Below are 20,091 nucleotides of genomic sequence, written 5' to 3' on the forward strand. Positions count from 1 at the left end.
TTGACCAGATGGTCGTTTTCACCACTATAACACCTATTGACCATATGGTCAAACGGTATGAATAAAAGAAATGTTGATGTTAAATTATTATCTAGCATTAAATGTTAAGCGTTAAAAAAACACTTGATCCCCTATAAAGATCAAGTGTCTTATCATATTCTCTATTCCATTACATTCATGTTAAAAATATGGAGAGGCCTCATCTCCATGTCATAGCAAGATGAGGCGTCCTGACATCTAGCAACAAGAGCAGATATCAGGAAAGATCGTCCACCTCAGTCCTCACTTATCGATGATCTTCGCCATCTGCTTCTTGTACGACTCCGCCTGTCGCGGGCTGACCGTATTGGCAGGGTTAGCCGGGTCGCCGACACGCACAGTATGATCGTCCATCAACGTGACCTTCTGACCCCTGATGTTAACGGTCATAACCTGTTTCGTCATAATGCAAGCTCCGAGGTTGATCCGATCTCACTATCATCACTTTACTGGAAATGTTATTAGTAGAAAATGCATAAAAAATGGATATAAGTAATTATGGAGAGAAATTTCAACCTTTTATAAAAAAAACGCCCAATCTAAGTTGGACGTCTCTTACAAAACAAAGATTATATGAATAAAGAGCGATCGACCGCCCGAATCTTGTCTCTCAACAGATCCAGACGGTCTTACCCCATCAGGAGGTCAGGAGGTTACTTACTTCCGACCGACAGGTAGAGCGTGTACCGTCCGGGAACAGAGCGAACCTGCGTTCCTCTCTGATTCCGCACATAGATCGCATGGATTCGACGCTTCCCTGCGTTACGCTTCTGTGCGATACGCCGCATCACCCGCAGCCGGTAGTTGCCACTGCGCCTGACATTCTTACGCAAAACGACTCCTTGGTGAGGAAGGGACGACATTGTCCTTGTTTAAATTTTATTTGCTATTCCTTCTTATTTCAATATTAAAATCAATGAGATGATATCTAATGAGACACTTTTTGTTTTATTGACAATTAGTAAATGAAATTTCTACCCAGGAAATACAATCGTCTTATTCCCATGCACCAACACTTGGTCATTCACATGCCAAGAAACAGCACGAGCGAGTACAATTCGCTCTACTTCACTTCCAATACGAATTAATTCCTCTGGTCTTTGGCGATGGCTGACACGCTGGACATCTTGTTCGATAATCGGGCCTTCATCTAACTCTTCTGTCACATAGTGGGCAGTAGCACCAATGAGCTTGACACCGCGGTCAAACGCTCGCTCATATGGATTTGCGCCGACAAATGCTGGTAAAAAAGAGTGGTGAATGTTAATGATCTGATTCGAATACACATCGATCATGCTTTTGGGGATTATCTGCATATATCGAGCTAAAATGACCGTATCTACTTCTTCTCTATGTAAAATTTCCAATTGTTCAATCGCTGCTTCTTCGCGAGTTTCCCTTGTCACAGGGATATGATAATAAGGCAGTCCATATGGTTCCACCAATGGTCTACAATCAGGATGATTGCTGATCACTACTTTTATATCTGCGTCTAATTCTCCCATTCGCCATCTCCACAATATTTCTTGCAGGCAATGGTCATATTTGGAGACGAATAATGCGATTTTCTTCTTATGAGAAGCCAGAGAAATTTTCCATTCCATTGCAAATTTATCCGCAATTGGTTGAAATTGTTCACGTAAATAAACTTGCTTCTCTTCTAATTCATCCAACTGAAAAGCAATGCGCATAAAAAAGATACCATTTTCCTGCTCTGTCGCATGCTGATCGGAGTGGATAATATTTGCTCCTTGTTGAAACAAAAATTGAGAAACTGCGGCAACTATTCCTGTTTGGTCGGCACAGGAAATAAGCAATCTGCCCACATCTTTTTGCGTTTTTGCTGTATGTGTTGCATCCAACTTCCATTCTCCTTCACTGTTCAAAATAGAAAAGCCTACAGGTCGGTACCTGTAGGCACTCCCTCTTATAACGAAACATAACGGTCAAGCATATCATCGACTTGTTTTCCGTATGATGATTCTCCATAATAATTTAAATGCAGTAGTAGATAGTATAACTGATATATTCCTTTCCGATCACTATATTCTACTTCTAAGGGATTTATTTCCTCGTAGGCTTGATAAAACCTTGGGGAAAATCCACCAAATAACTCTGTCATCGCGATATCTACTTCTCTATCTCCATAACTCACAGATGGATCAATGAAAACAGGCTCTCCTGTTGAACTGATAAATGTATTTCCACTCCACAAATCACCATGTAACAAAGAGGAGACTGGTTTTGCTGGGAGGAAATCTTCTAATCTTTCCATTAGCTTTTCGAGCTTTTGCAACCGATCTGCATAAAGAAAACCTTTTTCCAGACCGATTTCTTTTTGCACTTGTAATCGCTTATCCCGAAAGAAAGAGACCCAATCATCTGACCATGCATTTCGCTGAGGGTAGATTCCCAAGTAATTATCTTCCACAAATCCAAAAGTAGTATGAGTGGTTTGATGGAGTAATCCGAGTTTTCGTCCTAGTTCTTCTTCCCCTTTTTCAGACCTCACTCCAGCAGGAACCCACTCTAACCAAAGACTTCCACCCGTCTCCTCATCATACTGATAGCTATATACTTTAGGAACTCGCACACAGCAAGATAATGCGGACAATCCCATTGCTTCTTGGATAAAGAAGTTTTCCGGCATATTTGTATGCGCTTTCAAAATGTACTTGTTGATATCCGTCTCCACATACGTCACCTGATTGATGCTGCCACCAGAAACCGCTTTTATCTCCCGTATGCAACTCTTGTCGCCTAGCTCACGCAATGCTTCTAGCAAATAAGTCAATGCAGATTTCCTCCCTTTTTTTCTCCTTTTTTGAATATTGTATATGTTACAATATCCTTTATACAACTTAAGGAGTGAACAGCATGTTTGGCTTTCGTTATCTCAAGACCAACCCAACACAATTTGTACTTCATTATCAGAAAGGAATATTAAAACAGAGTGGGAAAGGGTTATCTTTCTTCTATTTTAAACGTTCTTCCTCCATTTCCGTAGTCCCAATTTCCAGTAAAGATACATCTTTTATTTTCAATGAGATCACCGCTGACTTCCAACCCGTCACCGTACAAGGACAAGTCACTTACCGCATAATCGAGCCGGAAATGGTGGCAAGTCTATTGGACTACACGATCAAAGACCGCTCCAATCAATACATATCCGATGATCCAGAAAAATTGGAACAGAGGATCGTCAATTTATTACAAGTACATACCCGAACTGAAATTCAAAAACGCTCCTTAAAAGAAGCTGTTCAAGTGTCAGATGAAGTAAGTCTTGCTGTAAGAAAATTGTTAACTGACTCTGGCGATTTAGAAAAATTAGGCGTAGAACTCCAAACATTAGCGATCGCGGCTATTAAACCTACTCCAGAAATGGCTCGAGCACTTGAGGCAGAAGCGAGAGAAGACTTATTGAAAAAAGCGGATGATGCGATCTACGAACGACGCAATGCAGCCGTTGACCAAGAAAGACGAATCAAAGAAAACGAACTGCAAACGGAGATCAAGCTGGAAGAAAAACAACGGCAAATACGCGAAACCAAAGCAGAAGCAAACCTAGCTATCGAGATGAAGGAACAAAAGATCAGAGAAGCGAAACTGCAAGGACAAGTAAAATTAGAAACAGAAAGAAAGCTGCTCGTCGTTACAAAAACAGAAAATGCCAAAGCAGAAGCGGATGCACAAGCTTACGCCTTAGAAGCTACCCTTCGCCCGCTTACAGAACTCGATTCCTCTCTCATCCAAGCACTAGCGATTCAAACGGCTGAACCACGCTTAGCGGTTAGCATGGCAATCAAAGAACTGGCGAAAAATGCATCTAAGATCGGGCAGCTAAATATTTCTCCTGATTTACTAGAATCTTTGATGGAAGAAAAACCGAAGAGACGATGAATTACGAAAAAATCGTCATCGTCACGAGGGAAACACGATTAGACGGCTTGGTCAAACGCTATAATACGCGATCTCAAGCCAAATTTTATGTCAATCAAAGCCTTAAACAGGCTTCACGCTCCCCATCAGGAGAAACTACTCAGGATTTCAGTCTTTTTGAAGCAGAACACAATACGTATCTTTCTGCGGTAGAATCCGTCAAAGAACAGCTTCGTGAAAACTATAAACTGCAAGTGATTGATCGCTCTTTTTTACCAAATTATATTTTTTCTCCCCAAGATATTGTTGTGACCATCGGTATCGATGGGTTAGTGGTCAATACGGCAAAATATTTATCCGGCCAGCCATTGATTGCTATCAATCCTGACCCTGAACATATTGATGGAATCTTACTTCCTTTTCAAGTAACTGATGCATATGCTGCTGTGGAAAGCTTATTCCATGGCAGAGAAACATACAAAAAAATTACTATGGCAGAAGCCAAACTTAACGATGGACAGTCTTTACGTGCTTTTAATGACTTATTTATCGGTGCTTCTACCCATGTCTCTGCTCGTTATCGGCTTGGATATCAAACTCCAAATGAAACACAATCTTCCAGTGGGATCATCGTTTCCACTGGTGCCGGTTCTACTGGATGGATAAGTTCTGTGATCCATATGGCTAATGGTGTTTATCGCTCTTATCAACCGAAAAGCCAGCAACTTGCTCAACCAAAGGTCAAATGGGAAGACGAATCTCTCCTGTTTGCCGTCCGGGAACCTTTCGTGAGCAAGATGACATCCGCTCAGATGGTAACTGGCTCGATTACGAAACATAAACCGCTGGTCATTGAGTCTCAAATGGAACAAAGCGGTGTGATATTTAGTGATGGAGTGGAAAGTGACTTCCTAGCGTTTAATGCAGGAATGACAGCTACCATTACGATCGCTGAACAGAAAACAAACTTAGTAATCAAATCATAATGAATATGATGAAAACAGCCCAAGTATATTACGCTTGGGCTGTTTTGCTGGTTTCTTCTAATACAACGCATATAAGAGAACAGTTGTCTTTTAATTTCTAAGAGCATTTATACTATCAACGATTTATCCAAACCTCATAAAAAGCAGCGACCCAGCCTCCTTGATCAGGGGCTGGGTCTGCATGTATCGACCAGGAGGTCTAGTACCACTTGCCGTTGTTGTAGGGTTTCCGGGCGTCACACATCACCGGACTGATCCAGCCGTTCTTCCGTGCCAGCTCGGTCCATGCCTCGACTGCCTTGTCTGCTTTGATGAGCTCTTTCTCGAAGTCGCTCAAGGCAACAATGTAGTCGTCCTTCACCGCGATGCCGTGCGTCATGAACCCAACCGCGAACTTGTCGGGGTCGATCTCATCCTTGTGACGATAGATCATCACGGGGCACTGTCCCAGTCGGGCCGTGACCTTCGACCAATGCTCGTCGTCACTTGCGACCGTCTGGACATTGGTGTAGCCAGCCTTGACGGCCAGCTCGTTCAGGGAGGGCCTGTGTACCCAAGGCTTGCTGGCGTAGAGTCCGATGGCGACGAAGAAGGCGATCGTGACCACGACAGCCAGGACGGAGTAACGCTTACGCTCACGCATGGCGGAATGCCTCTCTCACTGGAATCGATCCATGCCAGAAACCAGAATCTGATCGAAACTGGTTGTTTTCATTATTGTATCACTTTTCACGAAAATGCGAAGTGTAGGTAGCAAAACTTACTTGGAGACAAACAAGACTCTAAATGAACAGCGGATTTTTGTAATTAAAATTCACATAATTCCATCATTAATCACAAAATAGACAAACGCCTTTGGATCGTATATCATATACGATATACGATATATTTGATATTAAAGGAGTTTCGCATGGATCATCATTCATTATTGCCAAATCCATTGAGGCAGCAGGCGTATCACATTATGAAAGAAGCAATTATTTATGGGACTTTCAAGGAAGGAGAAATCATTTCAGAGCGGCGTGCTAAAGAGGAATTGGGTATTAGCCGGACACCTTTTCGTGAAGCCATGCATGCTCTTGAAGCAGAAGGCTGGGTCTTTACCATACCTTATAAAGGTGCTTTTGTTAGCCCAATCACACACAAAGACATGGAGGATTTGTTTGAGCTGCGGGTATTATTAGAGACATTTATCGGCCAAAAAATTAAAGATAAACTAACGCCGAAGCATCAGCTTAAACTGCAACTTCTCATAGAAGAAATGAAAGAAGCGATAGAGTTATCAAAACATGATGTCTTTATTCGTTTGGATCGTGATTTTCATCATTATCTCGCCAGCTTATCTGAAAATAATCGCTTAATCACTGTATATGAACAGACACTAGACTTGATGCGGCGCATGGGAATGCGTGCATTGCAGCAGGAATCACGAAATGAAGAGGTAATAAAAGAACACCAAGCGATTATTGACTCATTCCAGACTGGCAGTATCGAAAATGCTTTGCTTCATCATCTTGAAAACACCAAAACAGCACTTTCACCTCACATCAAAGGAGAAGAAACACCATGACACCACTTGTTTTTCAATTAGCACCAAATGAAAACGTTTTCGCAAACCCTCAAAAGGTTGTATGCATTGGTTATTCTGGGCGAAATCAAGAAGTAGTACAAAAGCATATTGATGAGCTGGCGATGGAAGGAATTGCTGCCCCGCCAGAAGTCCCAATGCTTTACCCAGTGAGTCAATTACTAGTGACGCAAGAGGATAAAATTCAAGTTTTAGGAGAAAAAACTTCTGGAGAAGTAGAGTTTGTGGTCATATCGCAAGGTGAAAACAAGTGGATCTCCCTTGGTTCTGATCATACAGATCGAGAGTTAGAAGCCTATAGTATCCCATATGCAAAGCAGGCCACACCAAAACCATTGGCAAAAAAGGTATGGAATTTAGAAGAAGTACTCCAGCATTGGGATCAAATTGAGCTAAAGTGTGAGATCAAAATGGACGGAGATTGGCAAGTTTATCAGCAAGGAACTGTTGCAGGGATATTACCTGTACAAGATTTACTAACATGGGCAGACAAACGCCAAGCGGTCGAAGGAACTACCATCCTGTTTTGTGGAACTGTGCCCATACTAGGTGGTTCCTTTCAGTTTGGATCTGCTTTTCGGATGCAAATGCACGATCCTGTTCTTGAAAAAACAATAGAACTGCAATACAGCGTAGAAAATATCGCTAGATAGGAGCTTATGTTCAATGAAAATCGCTATATGCCAGATGAATGTTGTACAAGGGGATAAGGTAAAAAATGAACAGCGTGCAACAACGATGATAGCAGAAGCTGCAAAAGGCGGGGCGGAATTGATCGTATTACCAGAGATGTGGAAATCAGGATACGATTTTTCCAATTTAGCAAAGCATGTAGAGCCAATCGATGGGGCCACCGCTGCTTTCCTAGCCGAACAAGCTAAATTACATGGTGTGTACTTGATAGGCGGATCGTTTACGATGCAGCAAGCAGGCAAAGTATTCAATACCTCCCTGACATTTGACCCTCATGGGGAACAGATTAATGCATACTCAAAGTTACACCTGATCGGATTGATGGCTGAAGATAAATATCTTGCAGCAGGTACAGACTACCAAACCTTCCCGCTTGGGGATGCACTGGCAAGTGTGATTATTTGCTATGATCTACGATTTCCAGAATTAATCCGTACTTATGCAGTGGAAGGTGCTTCTATTTTATTCGTTCCTGCTGAATGGCCGATACAGCGTGAGGCCCACTGGCTTGCTCTCCTTCGGGCACGGTCCATCGAAAACCAAATGTTTGTGGTTGGTGCCAATATCGTCGGTCAAAATGAAAATGACCGATTTAATGGAAACTCTATCATCTTTGATCCTTGGGGTGAGATAGTAGCTCAAGCAGGAGCAGAAGAACAGATCCTGTTTGCAGATTTAGCATTGGAAAAAGTAGCAGAAATTCGTCAAGCCATTCCTGTATTTCAAGATAGAGTACCACACCGATACCGACTTTCTTAGGAGGAGAATAGTATGAGCAGCCAAGAATCTACAGCAAGAAATCAGTCACAACCTACCAAAGTTCGCTGGTGGTTAGCATTCCTCTTTTTTATCATTGGTTTAGTAGCTTATATGGATCGCTCAAATATCTCTGTTATGGCAAAACCAATCATGGACGATCTTCATATGGATAAAGTGCAATTCGGTTTACTAGCATCACTTTTTTCATTGGGATATGCATTGATGCAAATTCCGGCTGGTCTCTTAGCTGAAAAGCTTGGAGCAAGGAAGATTGTGTTTTACGCTCTCGCATTTTGGTCTCTCTTCACTGCATTAACGGCAACAGTAAAATCACATGGGTGGATGGCTTTGGTACGGTTCTTGTTTGGTATGGGGGAAGGACCGATGTATCCGGGGAATGCAGTATTTAATACGTATTGGTTTGCTAAGGAAGAAAAAGGACGGGCTTCAAGTGCACTACTTGCTGGGTCTTATTTTGGTCCTGTAATCGCACCAATTGTCACAGTAGCAATTTATAACCTACTTGGCTGGGAAGCCGTTTTTTATCTATTTGCTTTGATCGGTTTACTTATCGGTCTTGTTTGGTACTGGAAAGGTCGAAATCGACCTGAAGAGCACCCAAGTGTCAATGGAGCAGAATTGCAATGGATTCTAGCAAATCGTTCTGTGAAAACGGGACAAAAACAAGCAGCACCATGGAAACAATTTTTGTCTAATATACGGTTTTGGGTACTCGGTCTTCAGTATTTTGTCGTCTTATATATCGTTACGTTCTTTCTGGTTTGGTTACCTACCTACTTGCAAGAAGCTCAGAATTTTTCCCTAGAAAAGATGGGATTTGCAGCTAGCTTACCTTGGCTCGCCATCTTTATCACCGTGATGACTGGCGGAGCAATCTCCGATCGGTTAGTCAAACAAGGAAAATCTAAGTTTGTTGCCCGTGGTATGTTAGCGATCGTTGGGTTACTAGTATTTGCAGTAACCATGTATTTAGCCGCACACGCAGCCAGTGACTGGATGAACGTCCTGTGGTTAACCATCTCACTGGGTTCCCTCGGGTTTCCAGTCGTCGTCTCTTGGGCAGCAGCAAATGATATGGGTAATCAATATGCTGGTTCTGTGTCCGCTTGGATGAATCTATGGGGGAATATCGCTGCATTTCTATCTCCATTAATCTGTGGCTGGCTGGCACAAAAAATCGGCTGGGAAGGAACATTACTTGTTACTATCCTCCCGATCTTGCTTGCAATCATACTTTGGTTTATGGTACGACCTGATCGTGCGTTTGTCGAAGAGGAATAACCTTTTTGTATCGTCTGTACCGAAATAAAATAACATAACAAAAAATCCCCTCTGTACCTCTACTAGGAGGGGATATCCTTATTGATTTTTTCGGGTGTATGTTCACGTTTGAAATGATTTGTTCTTCATTTTGAGAAATGTTTAGGTAAAATAATTAACAGATACTTCTTTGACATCTCCCATTTTTCCATGTTTATCGAGAGAGAAATAAAAATTCAAATAGTTTGATTGTTCACCGCCGGCTGGAGCAAGATAACTCACACAATACGTATTTTTATCCACTTTACCTTCTTCAAAAGGTTTCCCCCATGTTTTTTTCAATTCTGCTACCGTTACAGATTTGTAACTTTTATCGGTAGTTGAAACTATTTCAACAAGTTGTTTTTTATCTTCTGTATCTACATAGAAAATCGTATGATGTTTGCTATAGCTCAAAATCGCTTTATTCTTATTTTTATCTGGTTTTCCCCATTTGGATTCAATAGATTTACGGGGAGTGGACAGTTTGAATTCGCCGCTTGTTATCACTTTGCCTTGTTTAGCCAGATTCCATGTTTGTTTTAGCAGTTGGGCATGATTTTGTTTCGCACTTACTTGTGTTGCATGACTCGAAGCGGCTTGCACTCCATTCATATAACCGAAGCCTGTTAGTAAAGTTCCGATAGCCAATGTAGTGATCATCGCAGTTTTTATACTTTTTTTCATTTTCCTTTTCCCCTTACAACATTTATTTGCAATTGATCAAGCTAATTTGTTCCCTTGTCGCTTTATCAATTTAAGGTTATTGTAAGAGACTCCTTTTTCCAAAAAATATCGAAATTGTTTCCACAATGTAAACTAACTATGGCTAAAATGAGGCAGACAAATACTGTTTGAAGTGGAAAAACATATGCGATAATAACTCGAACAATCGCTTCTTCGTATAACCAATTCCCATACAATAACGAACTCTGTATATTGACAATTTTAATCATTCGGCCTAAAATACGATTATACCAAAATACTAGTATTAATAAACATTTATAAAAGGATTATACAGATGACTAACTGAAAGCCATGTACGGAGAAGATAAAAAAGGAGATTAGATAAATGAGCAGCAAACCATTACTTGTCATCATTGGATCAGGACCAGGAGTAAGCTTAGGTGTTGCAAAGAAATTTGGTGCACAAGGATTTCGGATTGTTCTCGTTTCCAGAACCCATGAATCTCTCGAACGTAATATCAAAGAACTACAGGAACAAAATATTGAATCATATGGTGTTCCCGCCGATGCTGCTGATTCAGATTCACTGAAAAAAGCCATGAAGTATATAAAGTCGACATATGGAATACCTGATGTTTTTGTATACAATGTGGCAAATATTGTTCAGGGTAATGCCCTTTCCTTGACAGAACAGCAATTAATGGATGATTTTAAAGTGAATACAGTAGGTGCATTAACGAGTGCCCAACAAGTGATACCCGAAATGATCGAACGTAAGCAGGGAGCACTTTTCTTCACAGGAGGAGCAATTGCTCTTGAGCCAAATCCAGAGTATGCCTCGCTATCGATAGGTAAATCGGCAATTCGTTCCCTTGCTCTTTCTTTGGCTGATACACTTTCTCCATATGGAATCTATGTAGGCCAGGTTTTGATTGCAGATCATGTTAAACGTGGAACCTATTATGATCCAGACCGTATCGCGGATGTTTTTTGGGATGCATATAAAAATAAAGATCAAAAAGAAATTATTTTTAAAGAAGTATAATCATTTCCTGAGTTTCTAAAGCTTGTCCTTCCACTGCATACTATGTAAATAACCCAAGCTTTTACGCTTGGGTTATGTTTCTTAATCAGTCAGCCAAGCAAAATAGCCTCCCAAGTTGACTCTCCTACAATTCCATCCGTTTCTAAACCATACGATTTTTGAAGCTTTGTAACGAGATTCATGGTCTTGGCATCATAAATCCCATCGATAGGTGCATGAACCTTCTGTTGAACCTCTTTTACATCTTCACCTGTCATGGGAGGATTCGTTAGTTTCAATGTTCTCCTGTTTAAAAAAATTACCTTCCAAGTCTTTTCTCCTACGATCCCATCCGTTGATAAACCATGTTCTTTTTGTAACTTTGTTATTAAGTTCATCGTTTTAGGTCCAAATACTCCGTCTGCCTCTATACCAATAGCCTTTTGAATTACCTTGATATCATTTCCATGCATATAAGGTGACGTTAACTTCACCATTCTTTTGTTAACCGTGTTCGGTATGGGAATATCGCTAGAACCAGAGCAGTGGGTGACAAGATTTAAAAATGACTGCCACCCGCTCTTTCTTATGTTTCGCGGGCAGTTTTTGCCTGACCAATGATTGTGTTGAACTACATTTGAGATAGAAATGCCATGTTTTTTCATCAAATATGAAATAAGGCGGGCAGCGTTGTGTTTCGCCTGCTCAAAATTTCCGTCAGCGTTAACACAAATCTCCACACTGATACTCTTCCGATTTCCTGCTCCATTTCTACCATCTCCACAAGCCCAAGAGACTTCATCGTCGGGGATAGACTGCCAAACCTCCCCTTCATCGACCGTATAATGCCAGCTTGCCTTTCTACTATTCCCTTGTGCCTGTAAATTCGCATGTGCCCTGGCATCTGCCCCTCTTCCCGTATTATCCGTTTCATGCACCGTGATGTAAGAGGGATTTAAATACAGACCTGAACGTGTTCCAGTTAAAGATCTAGGTATTAATTTCTGTTTTATTTCCAATAAAACAATCTCCCTTCGTTTTAATAATATTGAATTATCATAATATAAAGATATCACAAAATAGAAAATATATCCTTACAAGGATGAAGATTCCTATCTTTTTTTGTAATCTACTATTTTTATTTTCAGAGTGACTGGTCGATAACTCGGCTTTAAAATGAGTACTCCGCTTGAGCAAAAGACTTTGAAATAAAAAACATGAGCTTCCCTTGTTGAAAGTTATAGGATCTCTCCAAATAACTCTACAAAGGAAGCTCATGTTTTGTAATGTAATTCTAACTCGAAACCATTCATATAGTTCTCTAATGATTTGATCTATATGGCATATGAGATTAGCCGATTGGAAGAAACAATAGCTCTCAATATTCTTTGATCATTAATTATATCCATTTCTCCATAAATATTAATTCATCCCTATGAAATCCTTGTTTTTCATAAAAACCTTGCACGTTTTCATTATCCAATTCAATTAATAGATTAATCTTTTCACACCCTGCTTGCTTGAAACGCAGTTCAAGCTCGGCTATTATTTTCTGACCTATCTTATTTCCTTGATATGCTGGGTCAACAGCTAAATGATTAATCCAACCTCTTCTTCCATCATAGCTGCCCATCACTACTCCAATAATTCGGGTATTATCTTCTAATACAAAAAACAACTCCGGGTCTCTTTTTAATTTTTTCTTCATTCCTGCCAATGTATCCGAACGAGATAATTGTAATCCTGTTTTTGTCCATAAATGAATAACGGAATCGAAATCATTTAATACAAATCCACGAAAAATCATAGTATTCACTCCTATGTTTTAGTAAAAATACTATAGCAGGAGGAATGCAGCGTTGAATGTAATGAAAAAGGAAGAAAACGGCGGCGGCATCAGAGCTGTGGGCTCTGATGCCGCCGATTGTCACTGATGGTTCAATTCAGGGAACACCGTTTTGATGAGACCTCGGGTTGTACCCACCTTGAATACCCACCGAAAGGGGGATGCCTCTCCTTGGAGCGGTACCTCCCGAAGCCTTTGTGCATCCAGCAGGTTTACTGCCTCCTTCCAGAGGGTGGTGATCTCGGCGAGGATGTCCTCTTGTTCCTGCCTGGACATTCCATTGAAAGGACATCGATCTTGGTTGTCTGTCAAGGACAAGGTCCAGTCACCGATTGGAAAGAGCTGAGCGCCAGCGTCCACCGCCGCCTGCAACTGATTCCAGAACAGATTTGAGGGTCCTTCCTGACGGAAAATCTCTGTCACGTCTTCCCAGTGGTAAGTAAGCTTTCTCAGGGCACGCAGTTCCTCGACATTGAGTCCAACGAAGGACATTTTTTACCTCCAGTGACTTGGGAAGTTCCCGTATTTTAAGTATACTTCTATTCCCAAAAGGGATAAAGGAGTACCAGAGACCCGTCTCCTTAAACTCTTCCTCACTTACAAATAGTCTATGATATTGGAAACTTCAACTCCCTTATCTGATCTAAGTCGATTCCATACCGTTTATATATTTTAGTCGTATTTTCCCCTGTTAATTGTTCCTCTTTCAAATCTAGCAACCGTACTGTCGCTACTACCCGTTCATAACAATCTGCTTCGATTTCTTGATAAGCTGGGATCAAAGGCCAGTGATCTATCTCTAGTTGAACTAGTCCTCCAGCCTCTCCAATTCTACCCTTATCTTTTCGCTTCCAAATATTAAGACATAGTAAATAAAATCATAGTAGGATTTCCTCCATTCGTGCTCATCCGCTTGAATTAAAAAGTTACTTATCTCTTCTAGATGTCCTTGTTTTAGTACCGTTTGTATCGGCTTCCCATGTTGTAAACAATCATTAATCCATTGAACAAAGCTTTTTCGCTCATCCATCTCTTGAGAGGATAGTTTCTGGTAAATCTCCCTTTCATCACAGGCATATATCAAGTGCCAAGCTAAATATTTTAGAGATTCCATGGAACAGGATTAGTTTGCACGTTTTCTTTAGCAGGACAATGAGCTTCCTGATCCAACACCTTGCCAAACACAAACACATGCCCATTACCCATATCGACCAATTTGGCATCCCATAAAGGAATATCAATCTTTTCCCCATTCTCTAGATGTAATCGAATGTCTTTCTGTACTCTGCTGAGAAAGGAAGCGACTTGAATGTTTGCCGATAAATCGTTCATACGCTCACCCCTTTTTCTTGATACTATTAGCCTAAAATATTTAGAAAATATTTACAAATATTAAAATAGTAAACATTATTATCGCAATCCATAAAATATCTTGCTTTTTTGTCCAACATCTTCCATAATCACGATAAAGAATATCCATTTTTTTGCAGAGACAGGTGATGACATGGATTTAGTGCAGATCGGCGGAGTTTTACGAGCAGAACGAAAGAAGCAAAAAAAGAGTTTAGAGCAGATTGCAGATGAACTGGGCTGTGGAGCATCCACTATTAGCTCCATTGAACGAGGAATTTTAAATGTAAGCGAAGAAAAACGGATTGCTTATGCGAGAGCAGTAGGTATGGGGAGTTTATTTGGGATTGTGGAAGAGGCTGAAAAACGAATTATTCGTTTACAGCATAAATTAGAGATAATTGAAGAGATTGTATTTGCAAATCCTAAAGAAGCTCTACAGAAGTTAGCAAAACTAAATAAAGAAGAAAAAGTTGATTATATTGGCATTCTTCGACCATTTGTTCATTATTTAAAAGGAAGGGCATACTTCGTTTTGCAAAACGGGGAAAACGCAGAGAAATATTTTCATTATTGCATTGAAAGCATGGAAAAGTATCCTGAACTGGAGAAAACAAACCATAAAACCTTTTGTTATAATGGATTAAGTGTCATTAAACACTTGCAAGGGAATTATCGAGAAGCACTAAAACAAGTACAATTTGGGTTGGAAGGCTTTCTAGAGACAGGAGAACGAACCTATATCAAACCTCTCTTACTTTTAAACAAGATTATTTACTTAGACGGTTTGGAAAAGTACGAAGAAGCACTGAAATCATTGGACGAATTAAATCAATATATCACAATAACACCAGATCAAAATGAAATACGAACTTCATTAAAGATTAAGATGTATACCCTTTATACCAATACATTAGATAAACTGGGAATGCCACAAAAAGCATTAGAATATGCCAGATGCGGGGAAAAAATCGCCGATACCAACCAAGAAATAGACAGCTTATTTATGTTATGGAGTCAAATCGGTACGATTTATCTAAAGCTAGAAGAATTAAAAATAGCAGAGGAATATTTCTCCAAAGCACTGGATATACAACCAAAAGTAAAAGGAAGACATCTTATTCCTTTTGCATTCAAACACTTCGCCACCTTGCTGATGATGAAAAACGATTGGGATTTTGCCAAAGAAATTATTGATCAATCGATAGAAATCAGTAAAAATCAAAAAGATGAACGAGAACTAGCTGAATCTCTTGTTTCTTTGGCAAATTGGTGTATGAGACAAAATCAATTTGAAGAAGCAATTGATTTATATTTACAAGCAGAAAAACTAGCTGAACTACAACCAACAAAATCTCTATTAACTGAATTAACTGCTGATTTATGCTTTTGTTATGAGAAAATCAATAACTTGGATATGTTTCAATCCTATTCAAAAAAATTCTTCTGGTTATCCTATAACAAAGACAAATGATTTTCTCCGTGATTGACTTAGTCTTTCCACAATTATATATTCAATTTGAAAAACTATTTCATAAGGTCGGTGATTGCTTTGTCTACTTATAAACATCTTCCGTTATCCGGTCCCGTTGATCCTGAATTAGCTTAAAACTATTCACTGAATGGTAAAAACCATCAGTTTTATAAATCTGACCATGTCCTATTTTTAATTACGTATATCATCATAGAGGTTGCTAAAGATCAAAAACTTGGGTGGTGACAGCATTGCATACAAACATGAAAATGTATATGGGTGGACCTGGCCCAGAAGGAAGTTAAACAATAGAAAATTGTAATTTTCGCATATACTAGATTAAATAAAATACATTCCATTTTTCCAATCGCCCACCAACATATGGGCGATTTTTTCTTTTCAATTACCTTTTTACTAAAAAGCTTATAAATTATCACAAATTTCTCCATGCAACCTACATCCGATGAATTAAAAGTTCTCCAATGATGATTTACAAGATATGTATGAAATCTATCAAGATGAAGAAGGGAATACATTTCTTCCCTAGTTCCCCTTTCTATCCATTGAAGCAACAAGCAATCTTGTCCATCAGACAATTCTATTCATCAGAAATAATAAAATATTTATAGTTAAATTTATTTTTCCTAAAATCAAAATATCTACCTGATTGTCTATCATTTAAAAAAGAAATAAATATCACTTTTATAAGTGTATAAAACTACTCATTAATCCATTTTTAATTCATAAATTGAATATTTTTATTCATTTACACTTTCTCCTATTCTATTATAATGAAATGGTATTGTATAAAATTATAAGGAGGAAATTATTTGTTCAAGAAATTCATTGTTTCATCGCTAGTTTGCATTTTTACATTAAGTACTTCTTTATATGCAGTAGCAAATGCAGCAACGACGAGACCAAACCCCGTAATGAAGCCTTACACAACTATTGGTACTTATAATAGTACATACCGTGTAAATATCTATCCATTTAACTTTGTTTCTTTAACCGCACAAACCGATGATCCATATTACTATGACTTTGCAAATGGAAAACCCGTGGAAGAATTAACAGCACCAGTATCACCGATGACTACAGATAGTAATGGAATGCCATTGATAAAAGTCGGAACCTCCTATTACCATCATCCTGTTCGAGCTGCTGGGAATGGATTATACTATCTGAATGCTTATAAACAATTACAAAAACCAGAATATCTAGCGAAAGCAAAACAGTTTGCAGATCACTTAGAAACGCTGGCAATAAAGACTTCTGACGGTGCATATTATTTTCCATACCGATTTCAATTTAATGTCTTAAGTCGTTCTACTGAAACACTTACCGCCCCTTGGTATTCTTCTATGGCACAAGGACAAGCATTGTCTCTATATATTCGACTTTACCAAGAAACACACGAAACCAAGTATTACACAGCTGCAAATCGTACGCTAAAAGCACTACTTAAGTTTGTACGCACCATGCCCGGTAACAAACCATGGGTAACAACTTCAGATGGCTATTTATACGAATGGTTTGAAGAATATCCCACTGAAACAAAAGTACACAATCATGTGTTAAATGGATTTATCTTTACTCTTTATGGTCTGTATGACTACTATAATGCAACCGGCAATACCATCACAAAAACTTACCTTCAAGGTGGATTAACCACTATTCTTGCATATGGAGACCGGTTCCGCCTTCCTAACAACTATAGTTATTATGGGCTGAAATATAATAATGCTGCGAGTGCTACGTATCACAATATCCATATTCGTCAACTCAAACAGTTGTACAAAATAACAAATGATTCACGCTTTCTCGCTTTAAGTAACCGCTTCTCTAACGATACTGCTTCGTCAACACAATCCAGCACTACGCGTTCACTAGCACCTAATATAAATACCAATGGAACTAGTGGTTTTACAACCGATGAAATCGAGACCATTCTCAACAATTCAACCATTCCAAATAAATAATAACTCTGCATGAGCGAAAATATGCATATATAGTGTATTTGCTCGACTGGAAAATAAGGAATGAAGAGACCTGTATGAATGTATAGGGTCTCTTCTTTTTGATTCCTTAGATTAAATTACAATTAAGGAGAACCATGAAAAGACGGCTGAAATCAAACTCTCTCTTCTCAGGAACATAGAAACTGTAAATGTTCATTTTTTAATATCAACTATTGATTATATCAACAGTTGATGATATAAATATAAAGACGAAATCAATTTACCTCCATCCAATGTAACCCTATCTTCTAGATGAAATGTCCATATTGACTCGTTATATCAAAAATATTTTCCTTCGAAAGGATCACTATGAAAAACGAAGCAGATATTCTTTTTCGACAACTTGCACATGTTTGTTCTGAATCTAAGCGTGCCTTTGCTGATCACATCGGTGTGAGTCAGCAAAGAATGCGGCTGCTTACACTAGTGGCAAGGCAAGGAGAGATCAGCCATGCTGAGATAAAACAACAACTATCGCTTGACGGAGCAACAATTACTCGTATTGTCAAACAGTTTGAATCTGAAGGAGTCCTCAGCCGACGAATCGATCCGCAAAATAATCGCTATACGCTCGTTTCTTTGACCACGTCTGGAAAACAACTTGTTTCTAAATCCATCGAAGCTCACGGTGCATTTCAAGAAAAGCTTCTTTCTGGAATCACCAAAGAAGAGCAGGAAATCATGGTGAGTGTGCTGGAGAGAATGCGAAGTAATATATCTACTATTCAGGATAAGTAGGGGCTAATTTTCAAGAAAAAGCGAAGGGGATATTCATATGACAGAAATAAATAAAAAGGCTTTAGGGTACCGGATTTACGAAGCATTTAACACAAGAAACTTAGAGGCGATAGATGAACTTTTCTCCCCCAATTTTTATAGTCATGCATCTGGAATAAAAGGAACCGAAAGTATAAAAAATTATTTGACTGGGTTATATAAAACCTCTCCAAACAAGCGTTTTGTTGTAGAAGATTTGGTGGAAGACGGCAATAAGTTTGCTATACGTGTGACTGTTCACGGGATTCCATTGGATTCACATGAACCACAGCCAATGATTATGGAGATATTTCGTGTGGAAAATGGTCAAGCCGTTGAAGTCTGGGGAGCAGGTACAAGTAAAATGAATTAGCCTCCAAAATGATTGGAATGGAGAGTGTAATAAGTGAGAAAAGTAAACACACCAACGATCGAAGTAGAACGATTGATATTAGAAGTAGTCTACAAGTCGGTTTAACTCTCCTCCTAAATTTTCCATGCCTTTTTGCGAAGTACGTAATCGATAACGTAAATTAAGATTTCCAGCTTGAATTTCCCGTGTAATCTGGATGATTATTTTTATTTCCCGAATGACCTGGAAGTATCGAAACAAAAGAACTAGGATAAAACATAGGAGTACAAGAGTTATGCTCAGCATACTAACACCCCTCACCCAGTTTATAACCAAAGCCCCACACCGTTTGAATATAAACAGGATTGGACGGATCTGGCTCTATCTTCGCTCTGAGTCGATTGATATGCACCATAACGGCATTGTCATCAGCCATACTATCTTTCTGTCAGACGGTTTAGAAAATTTTCGATTTACTAAAAACACGAGTGGGATTTGTTAGAAACAGTTTTAAGATGGCGAACTCCTAAGAGGAGTTTAGGGAGCAGACGAACACAAAATGGAATAAGTGATACAGGCCTAGAACAGTGATATGTAAAACCACTGTTCTAGGCCTGTATCAGATTTACGTAGTCTACCTTTCGTAACCTCAGAAACTTGCTGCGACTTTCTTAGTTTTCTCTAACCCTGATTGAATGATTTCGGAAGTACGATTTGGATATTGTTGATGGCCCTCAATTATTATTTCTTCTACTGGTGCTCCCATTAATCCGGAGAAAACAGACTTTGTTGGTTTGACTGCAAACTCCATAAGTTGTGTGGATTCTGAAGAATAATCACCTCCGCGGGCATTAAGCAACAGAATCTTTTTATTGGTCAGAAGCCCAACAGGACCTTCTGCGGTATACTTAAACGTTTTTCCAGTCTGAGCAAGATAAGATATATAAGTCATTAACGGAGCAGGCACAGTAAGATTCCACGTCGGGAAAGCGATGACGATTTTATCAGCGGCTAAAAACTGATCCATGTATTTATTAATAACATTCACCATTTGCTCTTCGGCTTCTGTTAATGATTCTCGTTGGGAAGCTTTATGCAGACCTGTTATAGCATCATTCCCATAATAAGGGATATTGTCTTTGAACAAATCAATCTCCATCAGCGTGTCTGACGGATTTGCTTCCTGATATGCATGTAAAAATGTTGCATACATTTGGACGCTTATAGCTTGTTCAAAGGGGCGATCATTTACTTTCACGAACAGTACATTAAACATCTGTTCATCTCCTATTCATTATATAAACTGAGACTACT

General features: G+C 39.3%; 23 protein-coding genes. 11 read left to right on the forward strand and 12 right to left on the reverse strand.

Features of this window, described 5'->3' with window-relative positions; translation table 11 throughout:
• Positions 1-1,013: 1,013 nt before the first annotated feature.
• Positions 1,014-1,901: a formyltetrahydrofolate deformylase gene (gene purU / locus AC5WOE_RS14305; RefSeq protein ID WP_496050910.1), complete on the reverse strand. Its 888-nt coding sequence runs from the start codon at positions 1,899-1,901 to the stop codon at positions 1,014-1,016.
• 65 nt (positions 1,902-1,966) lie between these two features.
• Positions 1,967-2,833: a fructosamine kinase family protein gene (locus AC5WOE_RS14310; protein ID WP_496050909.1), complete on the reverse strand. Its 867-nt coding sequence runs from the start codon at positions 2,831-2,833 to the stop codon at positions 1,967-1,969.
• A gap of 83 nt (positions 2,834-2,916) precedes the next feature.
• Here AC5WOE_RS14310 and AC5WOE_RS14315 point away from each other — a divergent pair, with 83 nt between their 5' ends.
• Complete coding sequence (locus AC5WOE_RS14315) at positions 2,917-3,942, forward strand: SPFH domain-containing protein (protein ID WP_496050908.1); 1,026 nt, start codon at positions 2,917-2,919, stop codon at positions 3,940-3,942.
• Positions 3,939-4,907: an NAD(+)/NADH kinase gene (locus AC5WOE_RS14320; RefSeq protein WP_496050907.1), complete on the forward strand. Its 969-nt coding sequence runs from the start codon at positions 3,939-3,941 to the stop codon at positions 4,905-4,907. The genes AC5WOE_RS14315 and AC5WOE_RS14320 overlap by 4 nt, the downstream gene beginning before the upstream one ends.
• A gap of 199 nt (positions 4,908-5,106) precedes the next feature.
• Here the strand turns inward: AC5WOE_RS14320 and AC5WOE_RS14325 are convergent, their stop codons facing one another.
• Entirely contained in the window at positions 5,107-5,550 is a 444-nt protein-coding gene (locus AC5WOE_RS14325) for a hypothetical protein (protein ID WP_496050906.1), read from the reverse strand.
• A gap of 267 nt (positions 5,551-5,817) precedes the next feature.
• Between AC5WOE_RS14325 and AC5WOE_RS14330 the strand changes: the two genes are divergently transcribed.
• From AC5WOE_RS14330 to AC5WOE_RS14345, 4 genes are read left to right on the forward strand one after another with little or no spacing between them, the layout of a single operon-like run.
• Positions 5,818-6,477: a GntR family transcriptional regulator gene (locus AC5WOE_RS14330; RefSeq protein ID WP_496050905.1), complete on the forward strand. Its 660-nt coding sequence runs from the start codon at positions 5,818-5,820 to the stop codon at positions 6,475-6,477.
• Positions 6,474-7,148 carry a DUF2848 domain-containing protein gene (locus tag AC5WOE_RS14335; RefSeq protein WP_496050904.1) on the forward strand — a complete coding sequence of 225 codons (675 nt, stop codon included), beginning with the start codon at positions 6,474-6,476 and terminating at the stop codon, positions 7,146-7,148. Before AC5WOE_RS14330 ends, AC5WOE_RS14335 begins: the two co-directional genes overlap by 4 nt.
• A 13-nt stretch (positions 7,149-7,161) precedes the next feature.
• Positions 7,162-7,947 (forward strand): carbon-nitrogen family hydrolase, encoded by a 786-nt coding sequence (locus AC5WOE_RS14340; protein WP_496050903.1) that lies wholly within the window; start codon positions 7,162-7,164, stop codon positions 7,945-7,947.
• Between the two features lie 12 nt (positions 7,948-7,959).
• On the forward strand, positions 7,960-9,249 hold the full coding sequence (locus tag AC5WOE_RS14345; protein ID WP_496050902.1) for an MFS transporter: 1,290 nt from the start codon (positions 7,960-7,962) through the stop codon (positions 9,247-9,249).
• A gap of 141 nt (positions 9,250-9,390) precedes the next feature.
• Here the strand turns inward: AC5WOE_RS14345 and AC5WOE_RS14350 are convergent, their stop codons facing one another.
• A complete protein-coding gene (locus AC5WOE_RS14350) occupies positions 9,391-9,954 on the reverse strand; it encodes a DUF4309 domain-containing protein (protein ID WP_496050901.1) in 564 nt (187 codons plus the stop codon).
• Positions 9,955-10,339: 385 nt separating this feature from the next.
• Between AC5WOE_RS14350 and AC5WOE_RS14355 the strand changes: the two genes are divergently transcribed.
• Positions 10,340-10,999 carry an SDR family NAD(P)-dependent oxidoreductase gene (locus AC5WOE_RS14355; protein WP_496050900.1) on the forward strand — a complete coding sequence of 220 codons (660 nt, stop codon included), beginning with the start codon at positions 10,340-10,342 and terminating at the stop codon, positions 10,997-10,999.
• Positions 11,000-11,088: 89 nt separating this feature from the next.
• Here the strand turns inward: AC5WOE_RS14355 and AC5WOE_RS14360 are convergent, their stop codons facing one another.
• From AC5WOE_RS14360 to AC5WOE_RS14380, 5 genes are all read right to left on the reverse strand, one after another.
• Complete coding sequence (locus tag AC5WOE_RS14360; protein ID WP_496050899.1) at positions 11,089-11,997, reverse strand: peptidoglycan recognition protein family protein; 909 nt, start codon at positions 11,995-11,997, stop codon at positions 11,089-11,091.
• Between the two features lie 380 nt (positions 11,998-12,377).
• The gene (locus AC5WOE_RS14365) at positions 12,378-12,785 is read right to left on the reverse strand and encodes a GNAT family acetyltransferase (protein WP_496050898.1); all 408 of its coding nucleotides are present in this window, start codon (positions 12,783-12,785) and stop codon (positions 12,378-12,380) included.
• A gap of 120 nt (positions 12,786-12,905) precedes the next feature.
• Positions 12,906-13,316, reverse strand: coding sequence for a hypothetical protein (locus tag AC5WOE_RS14370; protein ID WP_496050897.1), 411 nt, complete (start codon positions 13,314-13,316; stop codon positions 12,906-12,908).
• Positions 13,317-13,432: 116 nt separating this feature from the next.
• Positions 13,433-13,606 carry a hypothetical protein gene (locus AC5WOE_RS14375; protein ID WP_496050896.1) on the reverse strand — a complete coding sequence of 58 codons (174 nt, stop codon included), beginning with the start codon at positions 13,604-13,606 and terminating at the stop codon, positions 13,433-13,435.
• A 319-nt stretch (positions 13,607-13,925) separates the two neighbouring features.
• Complete coding sequence (locus tag AC5WOE_RS14380; protein WP_496050895.1) at positions 13,926-14,156, reverse strand: hypothetical protein; 231 nt, start codon at positions 14,154-14,156, stop codon at positions 13,926-13,928.
• 172 nt (positions 14,157-14,328) lie between these two features.
• Here AC5WOE_RS14380 and AC5WOE_RS14385 point away from each other — a divergent pair, with 172 nt between their 5' ends.
• The 4 genes from AC5WOE_RS14385 (at position 14,329) to AC5WOE_RS14400 (ending at position 18,798) form a co-directional block, all read left to right on the forward strand.
• Positions 14,329-15,648 (forward strand): helix-turn-helix domain-containing protein, encoded by a 1,320-nt coding sequence (locus AC5WOE_RS14385; protein ID WP_496052861.1) that lies wholly within the window; start codon positions 14,329-14,331, stop codon positions 15,646-15,648.
• 830 nt (positions 15,649-16,478) lie between these two features.
• Positions 16,479-17,630, forward strand: coding sequence for a D-glucuronyl C5-epimerase family protein (locus tag AC5WOE_RS14390; RefSeq protein WP_496052862.1), 1,152 nt, complete (start codon positions 16,479-16,481; stop codon positions 17,628-17,630).
• 348 nt (positions 17,631-17,978) lie between these two features.
• Positions 17,979-18,407 (forward strand): MarR family winged helix-turn-helix transcriptional regulator, encoded by a 429-nt coding sequence (locus AC5WOE_RS14395; protein WP_496050892.1) that lies wholly within the window; start codon positions 17,979-17,981, stop codon positions 18,405-18,407.
• A 37-nt stretch (positions 18,408-18,444) separates the two neighbouring features.
• A complete protein-coding gene (locus AC5WOE_RS14400; protein ID WP_496052863.1) occupies positions 18,445-18,798 on the forward strand; it encodes a nuclear transport factor 2 family protein in 354 nt (117 codons plus the stop codon).
• A 78-nt stretch (positions 18,799-18,876) separates the two neighbouring features.
• Here the strand turns inward: AC5WOE_RS14400 and AC5WOE_RS14405 are convergent, their stop codons facing one another.
• The 3 genes from AC5WOE_RS14405 to AC5WOE_RS14415 form a co-directional block, all read right to left on the reverse strand.
• On the reverse strand, positions 18,877-19,083 hold the full coding sequence (locus tag AC5WOE_RS14405; protein WP_496050890.1) for a hypothetical protein: 207 nt from the start codon (positions 19,081-19,083) through the stop codon (positions 18,877-18,879).
• A gap of 1 nt (position 19,084) precedes the next feature.
• Positions 19,085-19,213, reverse strand: a complete 129-nt coding sequence (locus AC5WOE_RS14410; protein WP_496050889.1) for a winged helix-turn-helix domain-containing protein — start codon at positions 19,211-19,213, stop codon at positions 19,085-19,087.
• Positions 19,214-19,426: 213 nt separating this feature from the next.
• Positions 19,427-20,053 (reverse strand): FMN-dependent NADH-azoreductase, encoded by a 627-nt coding sequence (locus AC5WOE_RS14415; protein ID WP_496052864.1) that lies wholly within the window; start codon positions 20,051-20,053, stop codon positions 19,427-19,429.
• Positions 20,054-20,091: the final 38 nt, after the last annotated feature.

It is taken from the genome of Shimazuella sp. NTD248 (genome assembly GCF_059510395.1).

Excerpts from the sequence above, each read along its gene's own strand:
- AC5WOE_RS14415 (WP_496052864.1), bottom strand. The coding sequence starts at position 20,053 with ATGTTTAATGTACTGTTCGTGAAAGTAAATGATCGCCCCTTTGAACAA.
- AC5WOE_RS14365 (WP_496050898.1), bottom strand. The coding sequence starts at position 12,785 with ATGATTTTTCGTGGATTTGTATTAAATGATTTCGATTCCGTTATTCAT.
- AC5WOE_RS14410 (WP_496050889.1), bottom strand. The coding sequence starts at position 19,213 with ATGGCTGATGACAATGCCGTTATGGTGCATATCAATCGACTCAGAGCG.
- AC5WOE_RS14380 (WP_496050895.1), bottom strand. The coding sequence starts at position 14,156 with ATGAACGATTTATCGGCAAACATTCAAGTCGCTTCCTTTCTCAGCAGA.
- AC5WOE_RS14370 (WP_496050897.1), bottom strand. The coding sequence starts at position 13,316 with ATGTCCTTCGTTGGACTCAATGTCGAGGAACTGCGTGCCCTGAGAAAG.
- AC5WOE_RS14395 (WP_496050892.1), top strand. The coding sequence starts at position 17,979 with ATGAAAAACGAAGCAGATATTCTTTTTCGACAACTTGCACATGTTTGT.
- AC5WOE_RS14405 (WP_496050890.1), bottom strand. The coding sequence starts at position 19,083 with ATGCTGAGCATAACTCTTGTACTCCTATGTTTTATCCTAGTTCTTTTG.
- AC5WOE_RS14350 (WP_496050901.1), bottom strand. The coding sequence starts at position 9,954 with ATGAAAAAAAGTATAAAAACTGCGATGATCACTACATTGGCTATCGGA.
- AC5WOE_RS14315 (WP_496050908.1), top strand. The coding sequence starts at position 2,917 with ATGTTTGGCTTTCGTTATCTCAAGACCAACCCAACACAATTTGTACTT.
- AC5WOE_RS14335 (WP_496050904.1), top strand. The coding sequence starts at position 6,474 with ATGACACCACTTGTTTTTCAATTAGCACCAAATGAAAACGTTTTCGCA.
- AC5WOE_RS14325 (WP_496050906.1), bottom strand. The coding sequence starts at position 5,550 with ATGCGTGAGCGTAAGCGTTACTCCGTCCTGGCTGTCGTGGTCACGATC.
- AC5WOE_RS14400 (WP_496052863.1), top strand. The coding sequence starts at position 18,445 with ATGACAGAAATAAATAAAAAGGCTTTAGGGTACCGGATTTACGAAGCA.
- AC5WOE_RS14355 (WP_496050900.1), top strand. The coding sequence starts at position 10,340 with ATGAGCAGCAAACCATTACTTGTCATCATTGGATCAGGACCAGGAGTA.
- AC5WOE_RS14330 (WP_496050905.1), top strand. The coding sequence starts at position 5,818 with ATGGATCATCATTCATTATTGCCAAATCCATTGAGGCAGCAGGCGTAT.
- AC5WOE_RS14320 (WP_496050907.1), top strand. The coding sequence starts at position 3,939 with ATGAATTACGAAAAAATCGTCATCGTCACGAGGGAAACACGATTAGAC.
- AC5WOE_RS14345 (WP_496050902.1), top strand. The coding sequence starts at position 7,960 with ATGAGCAGCCAAGAATCTACAGCAAGAAATCAGTCACAACCTACCAAA.
- AC5WOE_RS14385 (WP_496052861.1), top strand. The coding sequence starts at position 14,329 with ATGGATTTAGTGCAGATCGGCGGAGTTTTACGAGCAGAACGAAAGAAG.
- AC5WOE_RS14340 (WP_496050903.1), top strand. The coding sequence starts at position 7,162 with ATGAAAATCGCTATATGCCAGATGAATGTTGTACAAGGGGATAAGGTA.